This is a genomic window from Mycobacterium sp. (genome assembly GCF_032162605.1).
Classification (GTDB): domain Bacteria; phylum Actinomycetota; class Actinomycetes; order Mycobacteriales; family Mycobacteriaceae; genus Mycobacterium.
In genome coordinates, this window is sequence record NZ_JAVROT010000506.1 from 12,947 (window position 1) to 35,128 (window position 22,182).

Here is a 22,182-nt window from a genome sequence, read left to right on the forward strand (position 1 = left end):
CCCGTCATGACCACACCCGAAATCGACCCGAGCGCGAACTGGGCGTTCGAGACCAAACAGGTCCACGCCGGCCAGACCCCCGACATCGCGACGAACGCGCGGGCGCTGCCGATCTACCAGACCACGTCGTACGTCTTCGACAACACCACCCACGCCGCCGCCCTCTTCGGGCTCGAAGTCGAAGGCAATATCTACACCCGCATCGGCAACCCGACCCAGGACGTCGTCGAACAGCGCATCGCGGCGCTGGAAGGTGGTGTCGCCGCCCTGTTCCTGTCCTCCGGCCAAGCGGCGGAGACCTTCGCCATCCTCAACCTGGCCAGCGCTGGTGACCACATCGTGTCAAGCCCGCGGCTCTACGGCGGCACGTACAACCTGTTCCACTACACGCTGCCCAAACTCGGCATCGAGACCACCTTCGTCGACGACCCCGACGACCTCGACTCCTGGCGCGCCGCCGCGGCGCCGAACACCAAGGCGTTCTTCGCCGAGACCATCTCCAACCCACAGATCGACATCCTCGACATCCCCGGAGTCTCGGCGGTGGCGCACGAGAACGGCGTACCGCTGATCGTCGACAACACCATCGCGACGCCGTACCTGATCCAACCGATCGCCCACGGCGCGGACATCGTCGTGCACTCGGCCACCAAGTACCTCGGCGGACACGGCACGGCGATCGCGGGCGTCATCGTGGACGGCGGGAACTTCGACTGGACGCAGGGGAGGCACCCAGGGTTCACCACGCCGGACCCGAGCTACCACGGTGTGGTGTTCGCCGAACTCGGGCCGCCCGCCTACGCGCTCAAGGCGCGGGTACAACTGCTACGCGACCTCGGCTCCGCGGGCGCACCGTTCAACGCGTTCCTCGTCTCCCAGGGCCTCGAGACGCTCAGCCTGCGCCTCGAGCGGCACGTGGAGAATGCGCAACGCGTCGCCCAGTACTTGGCGAGTCACGACGAGGTGCTTTCCGTCAACTACGCCGGCCTGCCCTCGTCACCCTGGTACGAGCTTGGAAAGAAGTTGGCGCCCAAGGGAACCGGCGCAGTGCTGGCGTTCGAGCTGGCCGGCGGGATCGACGCGGGCAAGGCGTTCGTCAACGCCCTGACTCTGCACAGCCACGTCGCCAACATCGGCGACGTCCGGTCGCTGGTGATCCACCCGGCCTCGACGACCCATGCCCAGTTGTCACCCGATGAGCAGCTCGCCAGCGGCGTGACGCCCGGTCTGGTGCGACTCGCCGTCGGCATCGAGGGCATCGACGACATCCTCGCCGACCTCGAGCAGGGCTTCGCCGCCGCCAAGGCGTTCTCCGCCGTGCCGCAGACCGCGGCATCGTTGTGAGAGTAGAGAAGTGACGATCACCCACGTGGCCCCCCCGACGCTGCCCGCCGAAGACGAGGTAGGCGTCGTCGACATCGGCCCCCTGACGCTCGAGTCCGGTGCGGTCCTCGACGACGTGCGGATCGCCGTGCAACGGTGGGGCGACCTGTCGACGGCACGCGACAACGTCGTCGTCGTCCTCCACGCATTGACTGGTGACTCGCACATCACCGGACCATCGAGTCCCGATCACCCGACACCCGGTTGGTGGGACGGCGTGGCAGGACCAGGTGCGCCCATCGACACCGACCGTTGGTGTGCGATCGCCACGAACGTACTCGGCGGATGCCGTGGCTCCACCGGACCGAGTTCCCTTGCACCGGACGGTGAGCCGTGGGGCTCGCGTTTCCCGGCGATCACCGTCCGCGATCAGGTGAACGCCGACCTCGCCGCGCTGTCCGTGCTGGGCATCACCCAGGTGGCCGCCGTCGTCGGAGGCTCGATGGGTGGTGCGCGCGCCCTCGAATGGATCGTCGGCCACCCCGACACCGTCCGCGCCGCGCTGGTGCTCGCGGTCGGGGCGCGGGCGACCGCCGACCAGATCGGCACGCAGAGCACGCAGGTGTCGGCGATCAAGTCCGACCCGGACTGGCAGAACGGCGACTACTACGGCACCGGACGCGCCCCTGGCGTCGGAATGGAGCTCGCGCGGCGCTTCGCGCACCTGACCTATCGCGGCGAGACGGAGTTGGACGACCGGTTCGGCAACGATGCCCAGGGCAACGAGAGCCCGACGACCGGAGGCCGCTACGCCGTTCAGAGCTACTTGGAACATCAGGGCGGCAAGCTGGCTGCGCGGTTCGACGCAGGCACATACGTCTCGTTGACGGACGCGCTCAGCACCCACGACGTCGGTAGGGGCCGCGGCGGAGTGGCCGCAGCGCTGAGCAGGGTCACCGTGCCGGTGGTCGTCGGCGGCATCACCTCGGACAGGCTCTACCCGATTCGACTGCAGCAGGAACTGGCCGACCTCCTGCCCATCTGTGGCGGCTTGAACGTCGTCGATTCGGTGTACGGCCACGACGGGTTCCTCGTCGAAACCGATGCCGTAGGCGAATTGATCCGGCAGACACTGGAGTTCGCGTCCAAGTGAACAATGACGAATCACGTCAGCGTCAGTCGCTGTCATTCGGTCAAGAGGCAGCCGCCTACGAACGGGGGCGCCCGTCATACCCACCGGATGCCATCGACTGGCTCCTCCAGAAGGATGCACGCAACGTCCTCGACCTTGGGGCGGGCACCGGCAAGCTGACGGTCCGACTGGTCGAACGCGGCCTCGACGTCATCGCGGTCGATCCCATTCCGGAGATGCTCGAGGTTCTCAGCCGTTCGCTACCCGACACTCCAGCCCTTCTCGGCTCCGCCGAGGACATCCCGCTACCGGATGACAGCGTGGACTCAGTGCTGGTCGCACAGGCCTGGCACTGGTTCGACCCCGCGCGCGCCATCAAGGAAGTGGCCAGGGTGCTGCGCCCCGGCGGTCGGCTCGGATTGGTGTGGAACACCCGTGACGAACGCCTCGGCTGGGTGAAGGACCTCGGCCGAATCGTGGGCCACCAGGAAGACCCCTTCAGCCGTCAGGTGACGCTGCCCCCGCCCTTCACCGACGTCGAACGCCATCAGGTCGAGTGGACGAGTTACCTTACGCCGCAAGCACTCATCGATCTCGTTGCATCGCGCAGCTACTGCATCACCTCACCGGCCGCCGTCCGCTCCAAGACTCTTGACCAGGTACGAGAGCTGCTGGCCACCCATCCGGCGCTCGTCAACACCACCGGCCTGGCGCTGCCCTACATCACGGTGGGCGTCAGGGCCACGCTGGCCTGAGCGGTCCGCTGCGCGGGTCAAGCTCGATGGTCGCCGATGAGGCACGCGAGGTGGAGCGCGATGGCCACGCCGGGTTCGCGGACGTCGGGTGTCGTCGTTCTGGAGATCTTGTCAAGGCGATAGATGACGGTGGTGCGGTGAATGGCGAGTCGCTGTGCGGTCAGGACCGTACGTCGAAACTTGCATGGTGTGCAAGATTGCCCGACGGGCAATTATTGGAGCTACACCCGCTGCGGCACTCCGCCCGCGATCACGTGGCGGACCAGCGGGACGCCCGGCCGGTAGGCCAGGTGGATGTAGGACGGGGCGTCCAGTCCGACGAAGTCCGCCCTGCGCCCGACCGAGAGAACGCCGACGTCGTCGCGGCGCAACGCTGCGGCGCCACCTGCCGTCGCCGACCACAGTGCCTGTGCGGGCGTGAAGAACATGTCACGCACCGCGACGGCGATGCAGAACGACATGCTCGACGTGAACGACGATCCCGGGTTGCAATCGGTCGCCAGTGCGACCGTGACACCGGCATCGATGAAGCGCTTCGCGTTCGGCCACTGTGCGCGAGTGGAGAATTCGGCGCCGGGAAGAAGCGTCGCCACGGTGGTGTCGGCTGCGGCGGCAAGGGCGTCGATGTCGGCGTCCGAGGCGTAGGTGCAGTGATCGACGGACGCGGCCTGCAGTTCGACGGCAAGCTGGATTCCCGCTCCGTACTCAAGTTGTCCCGCATGCAGGCGCGGCAACAGACCGGCCGCCACCCCTGCTTGGAGAATCGTTCTGGTCTCGTCGACGTCGAATGCGCCCATGTCACAGAAGACGTCGACCCATCGTGCGAGCGGCGCGCACGCCTCGAGCATGGGACCGGCGACCAGATCGACGTAACCGTCCCGATCGTCGTGGAACTCGGCGGGCACCACATGCGCGCCGAGGAACGTCGTCTCCCCGGTGAACTCACGGGCCACCCGAAGCGACCGGGATTCGTCCGCGACGGTCAGGCCGTAGCCGCTCTTGGTCTCGAATGTCGTCACGCCACCGTGGATCAGCTCGTTCGCCAACCGCCCGACACCACGTGTCAGGGTGTCGTCGTCGGCGGCCCTGGTGGCCGCAACCGTGGTGGCGATCCCGCCTGCGGCATAGGTTTGGCCGCTCATCCGCGCCGCGAACTCCGCCGATCGCTCACCCGCGAACACCAGATGTGCGTGGCTGTCCACGAATCCGGGTATCACGGCCGATCCACCGAGGTCGGTGTGCGAGTCGGCGTCGGGGGCCTGCAGTCGCTGCCCGACCCACGCGATGCGGTCGCCGTCGACGACGAGGGCGCCGTCGGAGATGACGCCGAGGGCGCTGCCGTCGCCCTGGCTGGGATCGTTGGTGACGAGCTCACCGATTCCGGTGTAGAGAGCGGTCACTGGGCGTGCTCCCTGCTGGGTGTGTCCATCAGCTGCGATATCGACTCGGCCAGTCGGGCGGCGGGATTTTCGATACCGCGGTGTCGACGTTCGGCAACGACGACGCGCCCGTCGACGACCACGTCGGTCACGTCGGCGGCACTGGCGGCGAACACGACGGTCTCCACGGTCGCGTTGCCGCCGGCGGTGCGGATCGACTCCATGTCGACGGCGACGAGGTCGGCACGCGCTCCGACGCTCAGCGTCCCCGCGTCCGTCCAGCCGAGCGCCTGCTGGCCATCGAGAGTGGCGGCGCCGAGCAGCCTCTCGGCGGCGAAGACGCCCCGTTCGCGGCGGGCCAGGCGTTCGTCGAGTTCGGTCGCCCGAGCCTCCTCGAACAGGTCGATCACCGCGTGGGAGTCCGACCCGAGACTGAACAGTCCACGGCCCGCCAGCAGTGCGGCCGCCGGACCGATTCCGTCGCCGAGGTCCCGCTCGGTGGTGGGACAGAAGCACACGCCCGTCGCCGTGCGATCGAGATCGGCGAGGTCCTCATCGGTCAGGTGGGTGGCGTGGACGGCGGTGGTCCGAGGCCCGAGCACGCCCGCATCACGGAGCAACGCCGTCGGGGTGGCGCCGTGCACGGCAAGACACTGGTCGATCTCCGCCGTCTGCTCCGACGAGTGCACGTGCAGCGGCGCCCGGTGGGTCTCTGCCCACTCGACGACGGCAGGCATGTGCTCGAGTGGCACCGCCCTCACCGAGTGCAGTGCGGCGCCGACGATCACCTGCACGCTGCCCGCTGCGGCGACCTGACGGTGCAGCGCCTCCACGCGCTCGACCCAGCGGTCGCCGCTACCGTCGCCGAAGCGCTGCTGCGGACCTGGCGCCAACGGAGCGCCGTCGACACCCGAACTGAGATAACACGTGTCGAGCAGGGTCAGACGCACACCGGCGTCGGCAGCAGCCGCGATCAGGGCCTGTCCCATCTCGTTGGGATCGGCGTATGCCACGCCGCCGACGTCGTGGTGGAGGTAGTGAAACTCTCCGACGGAAGTGATTCCCGCACAAGCCATTTCGGCATAGACCGCACTGGCGAGCCGCCGATATCCGTCAGGATCGAGCCGACCTGCCGCGCGATACATCAGGTCGCGCCACGTCCAGAAGGAGCCGCGGTCCCGCTGGGTACGGGAGCGCAGCGCCCGGTGGAAGGCATGGGAGTGCGCGTTCGCCAGGCCGGGCACGACGAGACCCGAGAGCCGATGCGACGACGGCAGCGCAGCGGCGTCGGCGACGATCGAGGTGATCCTGCCATCGGACACCGAGATCAGCACCCGGTCCGACACGGTGTCCCCGCCCAGCCAGGCATGTTCACACCACCAGGTGATCACGCCACCCACTCCGTCATGACGTCGGCCAGCGCCTCGGCGCCTATGTGACAGTCGGAGGTCTCCGCGTGCTCCTCGGGGGAGTGCGATACCCCGGTCGGGTTGCGCACGAACAGCATTGCCGTCGGCACCTTCGCGGACAGAATGCCGGCATCGTGCCCCGCCTGCGTGGGCAACACTGGCACGTCGCCGAGGCGCGCCAGCGCTCGTTGCAGACGGGTGCGGGGCCCCTCGGGGAACTCGACGATGGGAGTAATGGATTCAGCGGTCACCTGCAGGTCGATACCGTCCGCAGCCGCGAATCCCCCTGCCTCCGCGCGGATTTGATCGATCAGCGCGGTCAGCGTCGCCTCGTCGGCGGCACGGGCGTCGAGCCAGGCGCGGACCCGGGACGGTATCGCGTTGGCGCCGTTGGGAGACACCAGGATCTTGCCGAACGTGGCGACCGCCTCGTGTCGGGCCGCCGCCGAACGCGCGGCGTGCACCGAGGACGCGAAGGCCAGCATCGGGTCACGCCGGTCGCCGAGCCGTGTGGTGCCCGCATGGTTCGCCGCGCCATGGAAGGCGAACTCCCAGCGTCCGTGCGGCCAGATCGCCGACGCCACGGCGATCGGACGGTCGACGAGGTCGAGGGCGCGGCCCTGTTCGACGTGGAGTTCGACGTAGACACCGATCCGCCTCAGCAGGGCGTCGTCGACGCCGAGGTGCTCGGGATTGCGGCCGGCGCGCGTCAATGCCTCGGTGAGCGTGACGCCGTCGTTGTCGCGTAGCCCGCGGGCCCGTTCGGCGCTCAGGGCGCCGGTGACGAGCTGAGATCCCACGCACGCGACACCGAAGCGGGCGCCCTCCTCGTCGGAGAATGCCGCCACGGCAACGGGAATCGTCGGCACCACGCCCCGGTCGCGCACGATGTCGATCGCCGCGAATGCGGAGACCACGCCGAGCGGTCCGTCGAAGGCTCCCCCGTCGGGCACCGAGTCCAAATGCGAACCGGTGACGAAGGCGTCCCTCGGCTCACCGGTCCACCCCGGCGGCAGCCACCACGCCCACAGGTTGCCGTTGCGGTCCTCCTCGACGGCCATACCGCGGTCCTCGGCACAGCCACGGAACCATTCGCGCAGCGTCAGGTCGGCGTCGGACCAGGCGAACCGGCGATAGCCGCGGGTGTCCTTGTCCTGCCCGACGTCGAGGATCGCGGTCCACAACGGGTCGAACCGCGACGCCGCGATCTCCGTCATTCGCTCTCCTGCATGGGAATTCGCACTCCCCGCTCGGCGGCGACCGCGGCGGCGTGCTCGTACCCCGCATCGACGTGCCGGATGACGCCCATGCCGGGATCGTTGGTCAGCACGCGTTCGAGCTTCTGGGCCGCCAGCTCGGTCCCATCGGCCACCGACACCTGTCCGGCGTGGATCGAGCGGCCCATGCCCACTCCGCCGCCGTGGTGGATCGACACCCAGGTGGCACCGGATGCGGTGTTGAGCAATGCATTGAGCAGCGGCCAGTCCGCGATGGCGTCGGAACCGTCTAGCATCGATTCCGTCTCGCGGTAGGGCGAGGCGACCGATCCCGAGTCCAAGTGGTCACGCCCGATGACGATCGGTGCGGATACCTCGCCGGAGGCGACCATCTCGTTGAACTTCAGCCCCGCACGGTGCCTTTCGCCGTAGCCAAGCCAGCAGATGCGGGCCGGCAACCCTTCGAACTCGACGCGTTCACCGGCCATGGTGATCCACCGTCGCAGATGCTCGTTGTCGGGGAAGAGTTCGAGGATCGCCTCGTCGGTGGCAGCGATGTCCTTCGGATCGCCCGACAGCGCCGCCCACCGGAACGGGCCGAGGCCCTCCTCGAACTGGGGCCGGATGTAGGCGGGCACGAAGCCGGGAAAGTCGAACGCGCGGTCGCAACCGGCCTTCCTCGCCTCGTCGCGGATCGAGTTGCCGTAGTCGAAGACCTCGGCGCCCCTGTCCAGGAATCCGACCATGGCGGCGACCTGCTTGGCCATCGACTCCCGAGCCTGCTCGGTGAAGTAGACCGGATCCTTCTCCGACATCTTCTTCATGTCCTCGAGGTCGATGCCGATCGGTAGGTACGACAGCGGGTCGTGCGCGGAGGTCTGGTCGGTGACGATGTCGATCGGCGCCCCGCGCTCGAGCAGTGCGGGGAACACCTCGGCGGCGTTGCCGACCACGCCGATGGACAACGGCTGCTTGGCATCTCGCGCCTCGATGGCCCTGGCGACGGCGTCGTCTAGATCGGTGGCCTTGACGTCGAGGTACCGCTTGGAGATGCGGCGGTCGATGCGGGTCTCGTCCACGTCGACGCAGATCGCGACGCCTTCGTTCATGGTGACCGCCAGCGGCTGCGCGCCGCCCATGCCGCCGACCCCACCGGTGAGCGTGATGGTACCCGCCAGGGTGCCACCACTGTGGTCATAGCGACCAGACGCCGCGAGCTTCTTGGCGATCGCCCCGAAGGTCTCGTAGGTGCCCTGCAGTATGCCCTGCGTGCCGATGTAGATCCACGACCCGGCCGTCATCTGGCCGTACATCGTCAGCCCCTCGGCCTCCAGCTTGCGGAACTGCTCCCAGTTGGCCCAGTCCCCCACCAGATTGGAATTCGCGATCAGCACGCGCGGAGCCCAGACGTTGGTGCGAAACACACCAACCGGCTTGCCGGACTGCACCAGCATGGTTTCGTCGTCCTCGAGACCGCGAAGGGTGCGAACCAGTGCGTCGAAGGCAGGCCAGCTGCGCGCCGCGCGCCCGGTTCCGCCGTAGACGACGAGGTCGTCGGGGTGCTCGGCGACCTCGGGATCGAGGTTGTTCATCAACATGCGAAGAACGGCTTCCTGTTGCCAACCCTTGCAGGAGATTTCGGCTCCGCGCGGGGCGCGGACGGGACGGGGACCGGCGACTGCGGAGGTCCCAGAGGTGGTTGTCATGAGTGAAGTCCTTTGTCGGGTGTTGCCTAGGATCCGTTGATGCCTGCGCCCGCGAGCCACTTCTTCGCGATGTCGGCGAGGTTGGCGCCGGTCGCGGCCTCGGCGTTCATCTTGATGAGGTCGTCGGTGGTCAGCTTCGCCGAGACGGCGTTGAGCGTCTTGGTGATGGTGTCGTTCTCCTTCGCCGCCTTGATCACCGGGACGACGTTCTCCGCGGCGAACAGGGACTTGTCGTCCTCGAGGGCGACGAGGTTGTTCGACACCAGACCGGGGTCGGTGCTGAACAGGTCACCCGCCTGGATCTGACCGTTGGTCAGCGCCGTCATCGTCAGGGTGCCACCGGCGTCGAGGGTGACGAAGTCCTTGAAGTTGAGGCCATAGACGTCGCGCAGACCGACCACGCCCTGTACCCGCGTCTTCCATTCCGGGGGTCCACCGAGGACGAGCTCGCCGGCGTGCGGCGCCAGGTCCGACACCGTCTTCAGGTTGAACTTGTCGGCGGTCGCCTTCGTGACGGCCACGACGTCCTTGTCCTCTGCGGGTGACGCCGTGAGCAGCGACAGCCCGGCAGGCATCTTGCCGGTGAGCTGCGAGGTCACCGCGTCCTTGGTCGCGGCGGTCGACTTCGGGTCGAGATAGCTCAGCAGCGCACCGGAGTACTCCGGGACCAGATCGATGGAGCCGTCCTTGAGCGCCGCAATGTAGACCTCACGGCTTCCGATGTTGAACTGCTCCTTGACCGGAACGCCAGCGGCCTGCAGCGCTTGGGAGTACAGGCTGGCGATCAGCTGGCTCTCGGTGAAGTCCGCGGAACCGACGATGACCTCGGGCCCGGCGGATCCCTTGTCGTTCCCGCCGCCGGAGAGGGGATCGTCGCCACCACCACCGCACGCGGAAAGGGCGAGCGCAGAGGTGAGGGCCAAGGCGGACAGGATGGCGCGTGTCTTCATGATCATTCTCCTTGGTTGTCGGTACCGGACGGCACCTAGGCGGCGGCCTGCGTTGGGACGGTCGTTGCGACGGGTGAGGTGGACTTGGCCGCTGCTCTTCGGAGCCCAGGCGACACGATGATCCGGCCCAGCCACGCGAAGCTGAATTCGAGAAGCAGCGCGAGGACGGCGACGAGGATGGCACCACCTGCCATCTCGCTGAAGTTCGCCTGCGCCCGGCCGTCGAGAATGAACCGGCCGAGACCCTGAAGACCGAGATAGGCGGCGATGGTTGCCGTCGAAACGATCTGCAGGGTGGAGCCTCTGACTCCGGAGAGCATCAGCGGCAGTGCGCACGGCAACTGGACCCGAACCAGGATCTGTCGCTTGGTATAGCCCATTCCGCGGGCGGCGCCCACGGCGTCGGGGTCGGCGTTCTGGATGCCTGCGTAGGTTCCGGTGAGGATCGGTGGCACCGCGAGCAGGACCAGCACCACGATGGTGGGCAGGACGTACACGAGTTTGCCGGTGACGACCGGCGAGATGATCAGGAAGAGCAGTACCAGTAGCCCCAGCGACGGCAGGGCGCGCAAGGCGTTCGCGAACCCGGCGACCAACGCTTCTCCGCGTCCGGTGTAGCCGATCACGATTCCGAGTGGCACCGCGATCACCAGGGCGGCAAGCAGGGCGACCGCGGAGTACAGCAGGTGGTAGCCGATCTGGGTGGGGATGCCGTCAGAACCCGTCCAGTTGGCGGGGTCGGTCAGCCAGCCGAAGATGTTCACGACGTGACCGTCCTTTGCCGCCACGGGGTGGCGAGTTTGTTTCCCCAGATGATCAAGCCGTCGAAGATCACGGCGAGCACGACGCACAGCACGACACCCGTCACCAGCGGCACGTAGAGTCGCAGTTGAAATCCCTGCGTGAACAGGGAGCCGAGCTGCGATATGCCAAGCAGAGCAGCCATGGTCACGATGCTGACGTTGGACACCACCGCCACGCGTAGCCCTGCCGCGATGACGGGCACTGCGACCGGCAGCTCCACCAGGAGTAGTCGCTGCCAGCTGCGATACCCCATGGCCTCGGCGGCGGCCACGGTGTCGTGCGGTACCGAACTCAGCCCGTCCGCGACGACGCGCACCAACAGGGCCAGAGTGTAAAGCGTAAGCGCGACAACGATGTTGAGGGGATCGAGGATCTTCGTCCCCAGGATCGTCGGCAGGATGATGAATAGCGCCAGCGAGGGGATGGTGTACAGCAGACCCGCGGTTCCGACGATGGCCGCATACCCGCGTCCCGACCGGTGTGCCCACCAACCGAGGGGCAGCGCGAGCAAGAGGCCGATGATGGTCGGCACCAGTGTGAGCCAGACGTGGCTGATGGTTAGGTCCAGGATGCGGTCGAGGTTGGACGATATCCAGTTCATGCTGGTATGCCTCCCCGGTCGCTTCGCTCCTGCCCGCCGGTCGACCTCGCATCCTTGGCGCGCTTGATGGCATCGATCACGTCGTGGTCGGTGGCCGTGCCGAGCAATCTTCCCGACTCGTCGGTGACGACGCACCGACCACTCGGACTCGACAGAGCCGAGTTGAGCAGATCTCGTAGCGGTTCACCCCGGCGGGCTGAGGTGGCGCTGAGGTTGACGTCCTCATCTTCGATGGACTCCCCTGGCACGTTGGCGGTGTCGACCCAACCGATCGGCGCGTTGCCTGCGTCGACCACCAGGACCCACCGACCGTCGGACCGCGGAATCGTCGAGACCCTTTGTCCCACGGTGATCGTCGGCTCGTCGGCGAGTTCGAGGAGGTCGTCGCACGTGTGGAACCCCAGCGCCCGGTACCCCCGCGCGGATCCGACGAAGTCGGCGACGAAGGCATCCTTGGGGGCGGCCAGAAGATCGGCGGGACTGGCGGCCTGGGCCAGCGTTCCGCCCTGCCGCAGCACCACCACCTGGTCACCGAGCTTGAGGGCCTCGTCGATGTCGTGCGTCACCATGACGATCGTCTTGGAGATGTCTGCCTGTAGGCGAAGGAATTCGTCCTGCAACTGGTTCCGGACAATCGGGTCGACCGCGCTGAACGGCTCGTCCATCAGCAGAAAGGGCGGATCGGTGGCCAGTGCACGGGCCACCCCCACCCGCTGCTGCTGACCGCCGGACAACTGCCACGGATACCGCTTGGCGAACTTGGCGTCGAGTCCGACACGTTCGAGCAGTTCCATTGCCGCCGAACGGGTTTCCTTCTTACCTCCACCGAGTAATCGCGGCAGGGCGGCCACGTTGTCGACGACCGTTCGGTGGGGAAACAAGCCGGCGTTCTGGATGACGTAGCCGATCCTTCGCCGGAGCGTGACCCGGTCGAGCGTCTGCGTGTCGACACCGTCGAGTTCGATGGTGCCCGAACTCGGGTCGATCAATCGGTTGATCATGCGCATCGAGGTCGTCTTCCCGCAGCCGGACGGGCCGACCAGGACGGTGATCTTGCCGTTGGCCGCCGAAATGGTGAGACCATCGACGGCCACGGTGCCGTCGGGATACACCTTGGAGACTTGGTCGAATGTGATCATGACGGTCCTTCTGGAGTGCGTGACGTGGGGGAACTACTCAGACGGGCGGAGACGTCCGCCGTGGCTGCGACCAACATTCGGCCGTACTGCTTGGACTGTCGTGCGGTGACCCGGTAGCTCGGGACGACGAGGCTCATCGCGGCGACGATCCGGGCCTGTGAGTACACCGGGCAGGCGATCGCGGTGACGTCGGTCTCGACTCCGCGCTCGACGACGATGTAGCCGTCCTCGGAAACCTTGCCCCGCAGGGCGTGTCCGGCCGCGGAGATGTCCAGCGGCACGGTGCGGCCGACCCAGCTGGCGTGGCGCACCGAATGCGTGCCCTCAACGATGTTGATGTACACCGCGGTGGCGGCGTGGCCCTCGACGCTGAGATAGACCGACTCACCGGTCTCGGTGGCGAGTTCCTCCATCGCGGGCCCGGCGAGGTCGACCAACGACACGTCGCTGAGGGCCTGCGCGCCGAGTTGGATGATGCGGCTGCCCGGCCGGTACATGCCGAACTCGTTCTTGCGCACGAAGCCGCTGACCTCCAGGGTGCGCAGGAGGCGCAGCGCCGTGCTCGGGGCGAGCTCACAGTCCCGCGCGGTGTCGGCGAGTTTGGCCCCGCCGCGATCGCAGACGCTCGCGAGCAGGGCCAGCGCTCGCTCGACGGTCCGGGTTCCCTGATCGGCCAAGGTGACCTCCTCTCGAAACGAAACCTACGACTGCGACGTTTCGCCTAACCGCTTCACTGTTGCTACCAGATGAAATCTGATTTTCGACTAGTGGCAAGGTTGGTCTTTGGCGATAATAGGTCCCGCCGCTCACCCGTGGTCGAAAACGAGAGGATTTGCATGATCGAGTTATGCGGGACCATGAGGATCGGTGACGTCGTGGCGTTGGCGGACCGACGCGACCAGATCTCGCTTCCCGCGGAGGTGGTCGGGGCCGTCGCCCGGCTACACGTGCAGGCCGCCGAGCTCAGCACGCGATACGCGACCTACGGCCGTACCACCGGAGTCGGAGCCAACCGGATCGAAGCCATCCCGCCCGACAGCCCGGATTACGGGATGCGCCTACTGCGCAGCCACGCGGTCGACGCGGGCGACCCGCTGTCCGCCAGGACGGTTCGTTCGATGCTCGCGGTGCGCCTCATCCAGCTCTGTGTCCCCGGCGCGGGACTCGATCCGGCCATCTTGGACGCGCTCGTCCGAATGCTCAATGAGAACGCCCTGCCGGAAGTCCGTCAGTACGCGTCCATCGGAACCGGTGACCTCGCGGCGCTGGCAGGGACGGCGTTGACTCTGATCGGAGAACGGCCAGCCTCTGCGGAGCTGACACCGATGCCGCCGTGGGGCGCAGACAGCGCGCTGCCATTCATGAGCAGCAGCGCACTGACGGTCGGACGCAGCTGCCTCGCGGTCGACGAGCTGATTCGACTGGAGCGCGCCTCGAGCGTGATCTACATGCTCAGCTTCCTCGCGCTCGACGGAAACCCGTCGGCCTTCTCGCCCGTCGCGGCGCGGGCGGCGGCCGCTCCCCAGGTGGATACAGTCGCAACCCGGCTGCGCTCGCTCTTCGCCGAGGACGGCAGGCGCGATCACCCGCCAGCGCGGATCCAGGATCCGTACGGGCTGAGGGTGTATCCGGTTGCTCACGCCAGTGTCGTCACGTCTCTGGATTCGTTTGTCGCACAGCTTGAACGGACGCTCAACGCGGCGCAGGAGAATCCGCTGTTCGACGTCGACGGCGATCAGGTCGTCCATCATGGCGCCTTCTACCAGGCATCGCTGTCCCTCGAACTCGACGGGGCCACTCTGGCGTTGGCGTTGACCGCGCCCATCACGCATTCGCGGATCAGAATGCTGAACGACCCGGACACCAACGGCGGCAACGCCTTCCTCGCCGCCGATTCGGATGGGTCCTCGGGCCTCATGATGGTCGAGTACGTGGCGGCAGGGGCGATCGCCGAGATCCGCAATGCCGCGCAACCGGCATCCGCCGGGACACTGGTGTTGTCGAGGGGCGCAGAGGAGGACGCCACGTTCGCCTCGCAAGGGGTCCACCAACTCGAGCGGTCCGTCGCGGCCTACCGGGTGTTGTTGTGCTGCGAATTGGTCGGGGCCGTCAGGCTGATGCGGCAGCGCGGGCTCGAGGACCGCTTCGGAGGTGTGCTCGGGAGGGCGCTGGCCCTGGCCGCCGGCCTCCCCCACAACGACGAGGACCGCGATCTGCGTGGCGACATCGCCGCGGCGGAGCCACTTCTCGACGAACTGGGGCGCCTCATCGCGCCACCGGTCGCGCCGTCGTCGCCTTAGCTGGTGCCCAATGGGTCGATGGTCCAGGCGATGTAGAGCATGGCTGCACTGACGGTGGCGGTCGTAGCGACGTCGATGGTCCGCGAACGCACCACCAGCAGCCCGGCGCGGTCCTCGGCGAGCGCGAAACGCAGCGCTGCCGCGACGCCGACGCCGATCGCCAGCACCAGCGCACCGCGACGCCAATAGCCCGCCACGACGAGTCCGAATGCCGCCAGCAGGAACAGTCCCACCGACAGGATGGGCCACTGTCCCGCGAACACCTTGTGCGCGAATTCCCTTGGCGTCACCTCAGTTTCGCCTCATCCAGCTCGACGACGTTGGTCAGCAGGAAGGCGCGGGTCAGGGGTCCGACCCCACCGGGATTCGGCGATACGTGGCCCGCGACGTCCCAGACCCCCGGGTGCACGTCGCCGACGAGCTTGCCCGCCTCGTCACGGCTCACTCCGACGTCGACCACGGCGGCACCTGGCTTCACCATCTCGGGGGTGACCATGTGAGGCACCCCGACCGCGGCGATGACGACGTCGGCTTGCCTTGTCAGTGCAGGAAGGTCCCGAGTCCCGGTGTGGCACAACGTCACCGTGGCGTTCTCGGACCGGCGCGTCAGCAACAGCCCCAACGGCCGCCCGACCGTCACCCCGCGGCCGATCACCACCACGTGAGCGCCCGCGATCTCCACGTCGAATCGCCGCAACAGGTGCACAATGCCGCGCGGCGTGCACGGCAGCGGCGCCGGCTCGTTGAGCACCAGCCTGCCCAGATTGGTCGGATGCAGACCGTCGGCGTCCTTGGCCGGGTCGACGCGCTCCAGCGCGGCGTTCTCGTCGAGATGCCGGGACAGTGGCAGCTGCACGATGTAGCCGGTGCACTCGGGATTGGCGTTCAGCTCGTCGATGGTCTCGTCGAGGGCGGCCTGACTGATGTCGGTGGGCAGGTCGCGGCGGATCGAGTTGATGCCGACCTTCGCGCAGTCGGCGTGCTTGCCTCGCACGTAGGCCTGGGAACCGGGGTCGTCGCCGACCAGGACCGTGCCAAGGCCGGGTGTCCGCCCTGCGGCCGTCAACTTCGCGACGCGCTCCTTGAGGTCGACGAAGATCTCGTCGCGCGTGGCCTTGCCGTCCAGCGTGATCGCTCCCACGTGGTCTTCTCCCGTCACTTCGCTCGCCCAGACGTCCTCACCCGTCGCTTCGCTCGCCCAGACTGCCATTCTGACAGCCGTCATTGACACCGTGGCTGACGGCATGCTGTGGTGCGGGGATGAACACCAGCCCGAAAGTGTTCACCGACGTGTTTGGCGAGGCTAAGCTCGGCCCGGTGACGCTGCGCAATCGCATCATCAAGGCGGCGACGTTTGAGGCGTCCACCCCGGATGCCCTGGTCACCGACGACCTGATCACCTACCACCGACTGCCCGCCGCGGGCGGGATCGGCATGACGACGGTGGCCTACTGTGCGGTGACTCCAGGCGGACGCACAGACGGATGGCAGCTCTGGATGCGGCCCGAGGCAGTTCCCGGACTGCGTCGCCTGACCGATGCAATCCACGCCGAAGGCGCCGCGATCAGCGCGCAGATCGGTCACGCGGGCCCAGTCGCCAATTCCCGCACGAACAAGGCCAAGGCATACGCGCCCGTGCGGTTCTTCAATCCGCTGTCGATGAGGTTCGCCAAGAAGGCGTCCGCCGACGACATCGACGACATCACGGCAGCGCACGCCAACGCCGCGCGGCTGGCGATCGAGTCCGGCTTCGACGCCGTCGAGATCCATCTGGGCCACAACTATCTGGCGAGCGCCTTCCTCAGCCCACTGATCAACCGTCGCACCGACGAATTCGGTGGCGCGCTCTCCAATCGCGCCAAGGTGGCGCGCGGTCTGGTGAGAGCCGTCCGACAAGCCGTCGGCGACCGGATCGCAGTGACGGCGAAGCTCAACATGTCAGATGGCGTACGGGGCGGCATCTCACTCGACGAGTCGCTGCAAACCGCCAAGTGGCTGGAGTCCGACGGCGGACTCGATGCGCTCGAGCTCACCGCGGGCAGTTCGCTTCTCAACCCGTTGTACCTGTTCCGCGGAGACGCACCGATCAAGGAGTTCGCGGGCGCCTTCAAGCCCCCGCTGCGCTGGGGCATCCGCATGACCGGCAAGAAGTTCCTGCGCGAGTACCCCTACCGCGAGGCCTATCTGATGGACCAGGCCAAGCAGTTTCGCGCCGAACTCGAGATGCCGTTGATCCTTCTGGGCGGCATCACCAATCGCGAGACGATGGATCTCGCGATGGCAGAGGGATTCGACTTCGTGGCCATGGGCCGGGCGCTACTCGCCGAGCCCGATTTGATCAACCGCATCAAGGACGACGGCGCCGAGCACTCCGTGCGCTCGGCCTGCACGCACTGCAACAAGTGCATGGCCACCATCTACAGCCACACCCATTGCGTGGTGACCGGCTCGCCGGGCTGAATTCCCCTGTCGCTCCTGCCCCTGACGTTAGCGGCTACCCGCCAATTTCGGCGGGTAGCGGTGGCGGAAGGGGCGTCGTCGGGGTCACCGTCTCCGGCGCCGCGCTCGACTGCACCGATGTCGTCGGTGTCGCGCCCGGCTTCGCGGATGTCGTCGGCGTCGCACTGCCGGCCGTCCCGTGGAAGTCGATCATCGGCTCGTCACGGACCTGCTGGCCGCCGGAGGTGACGACCAGCGCGCTCGACGTCACCGTGTAGGTGATCCCGTCGTTCTCGGCGACGTAACCGCCGTCGGTCGACTTGGCCCCGAGGATGAGCCTCGCGCCGTCGCTGACCCGCACCCCCCGGTACTGATATTGGCCGGAGGCATCGTCCTTGCAGATCGCCACCCGCGAACTGGCCGTGTAGCCGAACGCGACCGCCTTGCTCGGCGGGGCGCAGCGCGCGGTGGAGTCGATGAAGCCGCTGTCATCCGTAGCGGGCGCCGCGGCAGCCGTCGGCAGGGCACCCGTCATCCCCGAGACGACCCCCGCGACGACGAACGTCCCCAACGCCGCGGCCCCGATCCGACCCCGAAGGGGCGACCACACACCGTTCACGACCCCGTCCCTCCGCCAGTGCTGCCTCACCCTCCCCATCGTCGCACCGACGAGAAACGTTGGGTGCTCCCGCCACGCGCGGTGAGCGGAATTGCTGATTCTCGTTCGCAACACCGGCGGGGACCGAACCCGCGGACGACGCCGATACCGATAGAGTTGGCCGCGATGACGCGACCTGCCCCACCCGCGCTGACCGTTCGGTACGACGGGTCCCCACGAACCTTCTCGCCCGGCAACGACGTCGTCGTCGGACGTGACCTGCGGGCCGACGTGCGTGTGGCCCACCCTCTGATCTCGCGAGCGCACCTCCTGCTGCGGTTCGATCAAGGCCGCTGGATGGCGGTCGACAACGGCAGCCTCAACGGGCTGTACGTCAACGGCCAGCGCGTCCCCCTGGTCGACATCGCCGACGGCATGGGCGTCAACGTCGGCAACCCGGACGGTCCGCGCCTCACCTTCGAGGTAGGTCGTCACCAGGGATCGGCCGGCACCCCGCCACAGACCACCTCGGTACCGATTGCGCAGCGGCAGAGCGCTTCCTGGCCCGGCCAGACGCCGTCGACGGGCTACCCGCGCACGCAGCCTCCCCCACCGCCGCGGCCGCATCCGACGTACCCGCCTCCGCGCGCACAACCGATGTATCCATCGGCTCCCACACCCGCATCCCCCAGCGGGCCGCAGGCATACCGCCCACCGAGTCCGCCGAACCAGGTGTCGCAGCCGCTGGCGAGCAGTGCCCCCGCTCCCACGCAGATGGGTCCGGCCGCTGCACCACGCTCGTCGGACGGCAACCTCGCCACCAGCATGCTCAAGATCCTGCGGCCGGGCAGGGCGCCGGACGCCCCCGCGGGATCGGTCAAGATCGGCCGCGCCACCGACAACGACATCGTCATCCCCGACGTGCTGGCCTCCCGCCACCACGCCACCCTCGTGCCGACGGCAAGCGGCACGGAGATCCTGGACAACCGCAGCATCAACGGCACGTTCGTCAACGGCCAACGCGTCGAGTCCGCGATGTTGCGCGACGGCGACGTGGTCACGATCGGCAACATCGACCTCGTCTTCGGCGGCGGAACTCTGGCCCGCCGCAACGAGACCGACGTCGCGACCCGCACCGGCGGCCTCGACGTTCACGGCGTTACGTGGACCATCGAGGGCAACAAGACGCTGCTGGACAACATCTCGCTCTCGGCGCGCCCCGGCACGCTGACGGCGCTCATCGGCCCGTCCGGTGCAGGCAAGTCGACGTTCGCCCGACTGGTCGCCGGATACACGCATCCCACCACCGGCACGGTCACCTTCGAGGGCCACGACGTGCACGCCGAATACGCCTCCCTGCGCTCCAGAATCGGCATGGTCCCCCAGGACGACGTCGTCCACGGCCAGCTGACCGTCAGGCAGGCGCTGATGTACGCCGCCGAACTGCGGTTGCCGCCGGACACCGACAGGGAAGACCGCGAGCGGGTCGTCATGCAGGTCCTCGAGGAACTCGAGATGACGAAGCATCTCGACACCCGCGTCGACAAGCTCAGCGGCGGGCAGCGCAAGCGCGCGTCCGTCGCCCTCGAACTGTTGACCGGACCGTCGCTGCTCATCCTCGACGAGCCCACCTCGGGCCTGGACCCCGCACTGGACCGCCAGGTCATGACGATGCTGCGCCAGCTCGCCGATGCGGGCCGCGTCGTGCTGGTGGTGACGCACTCGCTCACCTACCTCGACGTCTGCGATCAGGTGCTGCTGCTGGCGCCCGGCGGCAAGACGGCGTTCTGCGGGTCACCGAGTCAGATCGGTCCGGAGCTGGGCACCACGAACTGGGCCGACATCTTCTCCTCGGTCGCAGGCGATCCCGAAGACGCCAAGCGCAAGTACCTCGAGCGCCACGGACCACCTCCCCCGCCACCGCCGAAGCAGCCGCCCGCGGAGCTCGGGCAGCCGGTTCACACCAGCGTGGCCAGACAGTTCTCCACGATCGCGCGACGGCAGATGCGACTCATCATCTCCGACCGCGGCTACTTCGTCTTCCTGGCCATCCTCCCGTTCATCATGGGCGTGCTGTCGCTCTCGGTGCCTGGCGCCACCGGCTTCGGCCCACCCAACCCGCTCAGCGACGCTCCCAATCAGCCGGGCCAGGTTCTGGTCCTGCTGAACGTCGGCGCCATCTTCATGGGCACCGCTCTAACCATCCGCGATCTGATCGGCGAACGCGCGATCTTCCTTCGCGAGCAGGCGGTCGGATTGTCGACCACCGCATACCTTCTGGCGAAGGTCTGCATCTACTCGGTGTTCGCAGTCGTGCAGTCGGGGATCGTCACGGCGATCACGCTCATCGGCGTCGGGCTACCCAAGAACGGCCCGTTGGTGCTCGGCGGCGGCGAGGTGGCCGCCGCGATCGAGCTGTTCATCGGCATGGCTGGCGCGACCGTGTGCGCGGCGACCGTCGGCCTCGCGCTGTCAGCGCTGGCGAAGTCCAACGAGCAGATCATGCCGCTGCTCGTGGTCGCGATCATGTCGCAGCTGGTGTTCTCCGGAGGCATGATTCCGGTGACGGGCCGACCTCCTCTCGACCAGATGTCCTGGCTCACACCTGCCCGGTGGGGCTTTGCGGCGACGGCGTCGACGGTGGGACTCACCGATCTGGTGAAGCCGCCGATCCTGCCGGACGATCCATTCTGGAGGCACACCTCGGGAGCGTGGTTCCTCAACATGGGCATGCTGGCCGTGTTGTCGGTCTTCTATCTGACCTTCGTGCGCTTCAAGATTCGTCTCAAGGCCGGCTGACCGCTTCCCGCCTCGCCGCGAGCAGACGCAAACGTGCGCGACACGCCGCGGTAACCGCCACTTTTGTCTGCTCGGCAGGAGTTTTAGCCGCCGTGCACGTCCAGGCCATGCGCCGCGGCGTACCCGAAGGCCTGGTTTACGTCGATCTTCGCGCCGCGGATCGACGCCGTCGTCCAGAACGTCGGGTCGGTGAGCGCACCGCGCAGATCCGCGTCGTCGAGGCGCGTGTTCTGCGTCCGCGCCCCGCGCAGGTCCGCACCGCGCAGCACAGCCTTGCGCAGGTCCGTGCCGACGAGGCTCGCCTCGCGCAGCCTGCAGTCCGAGAGGTCGACGCCACGCAGATCGCAGCCACCGAGAACGGCGAGAGTCAGGTCCACCTCGACCATCGTCACGGGCCGCAATCGGCATTCGGTGAACACCGATCCGAGCAGCGTGCAATGTCGAAACACGCTGTGCATCATCGACGTCCGCCGGAAGGTGCAGTTCCGGAACGCCGACCCGTGGTGCTCGGACTCGGACAGGTCCACGCCGCTGAAGTCGCAGTCGGTGAAGACGACGCGTTCGGTGTGCAGCCGAGAAAGATCGTCGTCGCGGAAGTCGTGGCCGGTGTATTCACGGTCGGCCCACTCCTGGTCGAAGTCACTCACCGTCAACCGGGTAGCGAGCTGAGGTTCGCCAATGCGTACTCGGTGACGGCGATCAGCGACGCCCGCGCCGATTGCCGGTCGCGCGCGTCGACGTTGATCACCGGGATGTGGTCACGCAGCGCCAACGCCTTTCGCACCGCATCCGGCGGATACTTCGGGCCGGCGTCGAACTCGTTGACGGCGATGAGAAATGGCAGCCGGCGCGCCTCGAAGAAGTCGACCGCTGCGAAGCTGTCCTGCAGCTTGCGCACGTCGACCAGGATGATCGCCCCGATCGCGCCGCGAACCAGGTCGTCCCACATGAACCAGAACCGGCGCTGACCCGGTGTGCCGAAGAGATAGAGGACGAGGTCATCGGCGAGGGTGATGCGGCCGAAGTCCATCGCCACCGTGGTGGTGTTCTTCTGCGGCGTGGCATCGAGGCCGTCCACCCCGTGCGACGCATTGGTCACGATGGCCTCGGTGCGCAACGGCATGATCTCCGACACTGCGCCGACGAACGTCGTCTTGCCTGCGCCGAACCCGCCGGAGATGACGATCTTCGTGGCGGATGAGCGCTCGCGCGAAGACCCTGTGGCGGATGAGCGCCTCTCAGAGTGCCCGTAGGCCACGCAGTGTCCTCCCTATGAGCTCGCGTCGTTCATCGGTGCTCGCCGACGCACCCAAGGTGGCGTCTACTCGAAGATAGCCCTGCGTCACGAGATCGCCGATCAGCACACGCGCGACGCCGAGCGGCAACGCTAGGCGAGCCGCGATCTCTGCGACAGAGGGACTCGCCGCACCAAGCCTGAGAATCTCGGCACGGACGTCGTTGCCCGGCCATCTGGGCGCGGGCGCGAACTGCAGCGTCCGGATCGGCGCCTCGAGCGGGAGGTCGACGCGCGAGACGGTCCGGCCTGCGGTCAACGTGTAGGGCCGGACCAGGCTGACCTCATCGAGGGGTTCGCTGGGCTCCCAGGCGTCGTGCGGCGGAAAGTCCATGGT

22 protein-coding genes are annotated in these 22,182 nt (G+C 67.5%); 6 read left to right on the forward strand and 16 right to left on the reverse strand.

Going from position 1 to position 22,182, the window contains the following annotated elements:
* Nucleotides 1-6: 6 nt before the first annotated feature.
* Genes QOI01_RS28025 through QOI01_RS28035 form a run of 3 tightly spaced genes read left to right on the forward strand, consistent with a single transcriptional unit; the run spans nt 7 to nt 3,210 of the window.
* Nucleotides 7-1,344, forward strand: a complete 1,338-nt coding sequence (locus QOI01_RS28025; RefSeq protein ID WP_526386415.1) for a bifunctional o-acetylhomoserine/o-acetylserine sulfhydrylase — start codon at nt 7-9, stop codon at nt 1,342-1,344.
* Nucleotides 1,345-1,354: 10 nt separating this feature from the next.
* Nucleotides 1,355-2,476, forward strand: coding sequence for a homoserine O-acetyltransferase MetX (metX, locus tag QOI01_RS28030; protein ID WP_526386416.1), 1,122 nt, complete (start codon nt 1,355-1,357; stop codon nt 2,474-2,476).
* Nucleotides 2,473-3,210, forward strand: a complete 738-nt coding sequence (locus QOI01_RS28035; protein ID WP_526386417.1) for a class I SAM-dependent methyltransferase — start codon at nt 2,473-2,475, stop codon at nt 3,208-3,210. Before metX ends, QOI01_RS28035 begins: the two co-directional genes overlap by 4 nt.
* Before the next feature lie 17 nt (nt 3,211-3,227).
* Here QOI01_RS28035 and QOI01_RS28040 read toward each other — a convergent pair whose 3' ends face one another.
* Genes QOI01_RS28040 through QOI01_RS28085 form a run of 10 tightly spaced genes read right to left on the reverse strand, consistent with a single transcriptional unit; the run spans nt 3,228 to nt 13,092 of the window.
* The gene (locus QOI01_RS28040; protein ID WP_526386418.1) at nt 3,228-3,422 is read right to left on the reverse strand and encodes a helix-turn-helix domain-containing protein; all 195 of its coding nucleotides are present in this window, start codon (nt 3,420-3,422) and stop codon (nt 3,228-3,230) included.
* 9 nt (nt 3,423-3,431) lie between these two features.
* Nucleotides 3,432-4,610: an imidazolonepropionase gene (gene hutI / locus QOI01_RS28045; RefSeq protein ID WP_526386419.1), complete on the reverse strand. Its 1,179-nt coding sequence runs from the start codon at nt 4,608-4,610 to the stop codon at nt 3,432-3,434.
* Nucleotides 4,607-5,980 (reverse strand): formimidoylglutamate deiminase, encoded by a 1,374-nt coding sequence (locus QOI01_RS28050; protein WP_526386420.1) that lies wholly within the window; start codon nt 5,978-5,980, stop codon nt 4,607-4,609. Before QOI01_RS28050 ends, hutI begins: the two co-directional genes overlap by 4 nt.
* Nucleotides 5,977-7,215, reverse strand: a complete 1,239-nt coding sequence (locus QOI01_RS28055; protein WP_526386421.1) for an allantoate amidohydrolase — start codon at nt 7,213-7,215, stop codon at nt 5,977-5,979. The genes QOI01_RS28050 and QOI01_RS28055 overlap by 4 nt, the downstream gene beginning before the upstream one ends.
* Nucleotides 7,212-8,921 carry a urocanate hydratase gene (gene hutU, locus QOI01_RS28060; protein ID WP_526386422.1) on the reverse strand — a complete coding sequence of 570 codons (1,710 nt, stop codon included), beginning with the start codon at nt 8,919-8,921 and terminating at the stop codon, nt 7,212-7,214. Before hutU ends, QOI01_RS28055 begins: the two co-directional genes overlap by 4 nt.
* Before the next feature lie 26 nt (nt 8,922-8,947).
* Nucleotides 8,948-9,871, reverse strand: coding sequence for an ABC transporter substrate-binding protein (locus QOI01_RS28065; RefSeq protein WP_526386423.1), 924 nt, complete (start codon nt 9,869-9,871; stop codon nt 8,948-8,950).
* 35 nt (nt 9,872-9,906) lie between these two features.
* A complete protein-coding gene (locus QOI01_RS28070; RefSeq protein ID WP_526386424.1) occupies nt 9,907-10,635 on the reverse strand; it encodes an ABC transporter permease in 729 nt (242 codons plus the stop codon).
* Nucleotides 10,632-11,276, reverse strand: coding sequence for an ABC transporter permease (locus QOI01_RS28075; protein WP_526386425.1), 645 nt, complete (start codon nt 11,274-11,276; stop codon nt 10,632-10,634). Before QOI01_RS28075 ends, QOI01_RS28070 begins: the two co-directional genes overlap by 4 nt.
* Entirely contained in the window at nt 11,273-12,415 is a 1,143-nt protein-coding gene (locus tag QOI01_RS28080; RefSeq protein ID WP_526386426.1) for an ABC transporter ATP-binding protein, read from the reverse strand. Before QOI01_RS28080 ends, QOI01_RS28075 begins: the two co-directional genes overlap by 4 nt.
* Nucleotides 12,412-13,092, reverse strand: a complete 681-nt coding sequence (locus tag QOI01_RS28085) for an IclR family transcriptional regulator (protein ID WP_526386427.1) — start codon at nt 13,090-13,092, stop codon at nt 12,412-12,414. The genes QOI01_RS28080 and QOI01_RS28085 overlap by 4 nt, the downstream gene beginning before the upstream one ends.
* A 159-nt stretch (nt 13,093-13,251) precedes the next feature.
* On the opposite strand from QOI01_RS28085, the gene QOI01_RS28090 reads away from it, so the two are divergent.
* The gene (locus QOI01_RS28090) at nt 13,252-14,715 is read left to right on the forward strand and encodes an aromatic amino acid lyase (protein ID WP_526386428.1); all 1,464 of its coding nucleotides are present in this window, start codon (nt 13,252-13,254) and stop codon (nt 14,713-14,715) included.
* Here the strand turns inward: QOI01_RS28090 and QOI01_RS28095 are convergent.
* Nucleotides 14,712-15,005, reverse strand: a complete 294-nt coding sequence (locus QOI01_RS28095) for a DUF3017 domain-containing protein (RefSeq protein WP_526386429.1) — start codon at nt 15,003-15,005, stop codon at nt 14,712-14,714. The genes QOI01_RS28090 and QOI01_RS28095 overlap by 4 nt on opposite strands.
* Entirely contained in the window at nt 15,002-15,856 is an 855-nt protein-coding gene (locus QOI01_RS28100; RefSeq protein ID WP_526386440.1) for a bifunctional methylenetetrahydrofolate dehydrogenase/methenyltetrahydrofolate cyclohydrolase, read from the reverse strand. Before QOI01_RS28100 ends, QOI01_RS28095 begins: the two co-directional genes overlap by 4 nt.
* Before the next feature lie 119 nt (nt 15,857-15,975).
* Between QOI01_RS28100 and QOI01_RS28105 the strand changes: the two genes are divergently transcribed.
* Nucleotides 15,976-17,175 carry an NADH:flavin oxidoreductase gene (locus QOI01_RS28105; protein ID WP_526386430.1) on the forward strand — a complete coding sequence of 400 codons (1,200 nt, stop codon included), beginning with the start codon at nt 15,976-15,978 and terminating at the stop codon, nt 17,173-17,175.
* Between the two features lie 34 nt (nt 17,176-17,209).
* Here the strand turns inward: QOI01_RS28105 and QOI01_RS28110 are convergent, their stop codons facing one another.
* Nucleotides 17,210-17,689: a hypothetical protein gene (locus tag QOI01_RS28110; RefSeq protein ID WP_526386441.1), complete on the reverse strand. Its 480-nt coding sequence runs from the start codon at nt 17,687-17,689 to the stop codon at nt 17,210-17,212.
* A 249-nt stretch (nt 17,690-17,938) separates the two neighbouring features.
* Between QOI01_RS28110 and QOI01_RS28115 the strand changes: the two genes are divergently transcribed.
* The gene (locus tag QOI01_RS28115) at nt 17,939-20,551 is read left to right on the forward strand and encodes an FHA domain-containing protein (protein ID WP_526386431.1); all 2,613 of its coding nucleotides are present in this window, start codon (nt 17,939-17,941) and stop codon (nt 20,549-20,551) included.
* Between the two features lie 83 nt (nt 20,552-20,634).
* On the opposite strand, the gene QOI01_RS28120 is transcribed toward QOI01_RS28115, so the two are convergent.
* The 3 genes from QOI01_RS28120 to QOI01_RS28130 are packed head-to-tail and all read right to left on the reverse strand — an operon-like array spanning nt 20,635 to nt 22,179.
* Nucleotides 20,635-21,198, reverse strand: a complete 564-nt coding sequence (locus tag QOI01_RS28120) for a pentapeptide repeat-containing protein (protein ID WP_526386432.1) — start codon at nt 21,196-21,198, stop codon at nt 20,635-20,637.
* Nucleotides 21,199-21,200: 2 nt separating this feature from the next.
* Complete coding sequence (locus tag QOI01_RS28125; RefSeq protein ID WP_526386433.1) at nt 21,201-21,809, reverse strand: GTP-binding protein; 609 nt, start codon at nt 21,807-21,809, stop codon at nt 21,201-21,203.
* Nucleotides 21,790-22,179 (reverse strand): DUF742 domain-containing protein, encoded by a 390-nt coding sequence (locus QOI01_RS28130; RefSeq protein ID WP_526386434.1) that lies wholly within the window; start codon nt 22,177-22,179, stop codon nt 21,790-21,792. The genes QOI01_RS28125 and QOI01_RS28130 overlap by 20 nt, the downstream gene beginning before the upstream one ends.
* Nucleotides 22,180-22,182 lie beyond the last annotated feature (3 nt).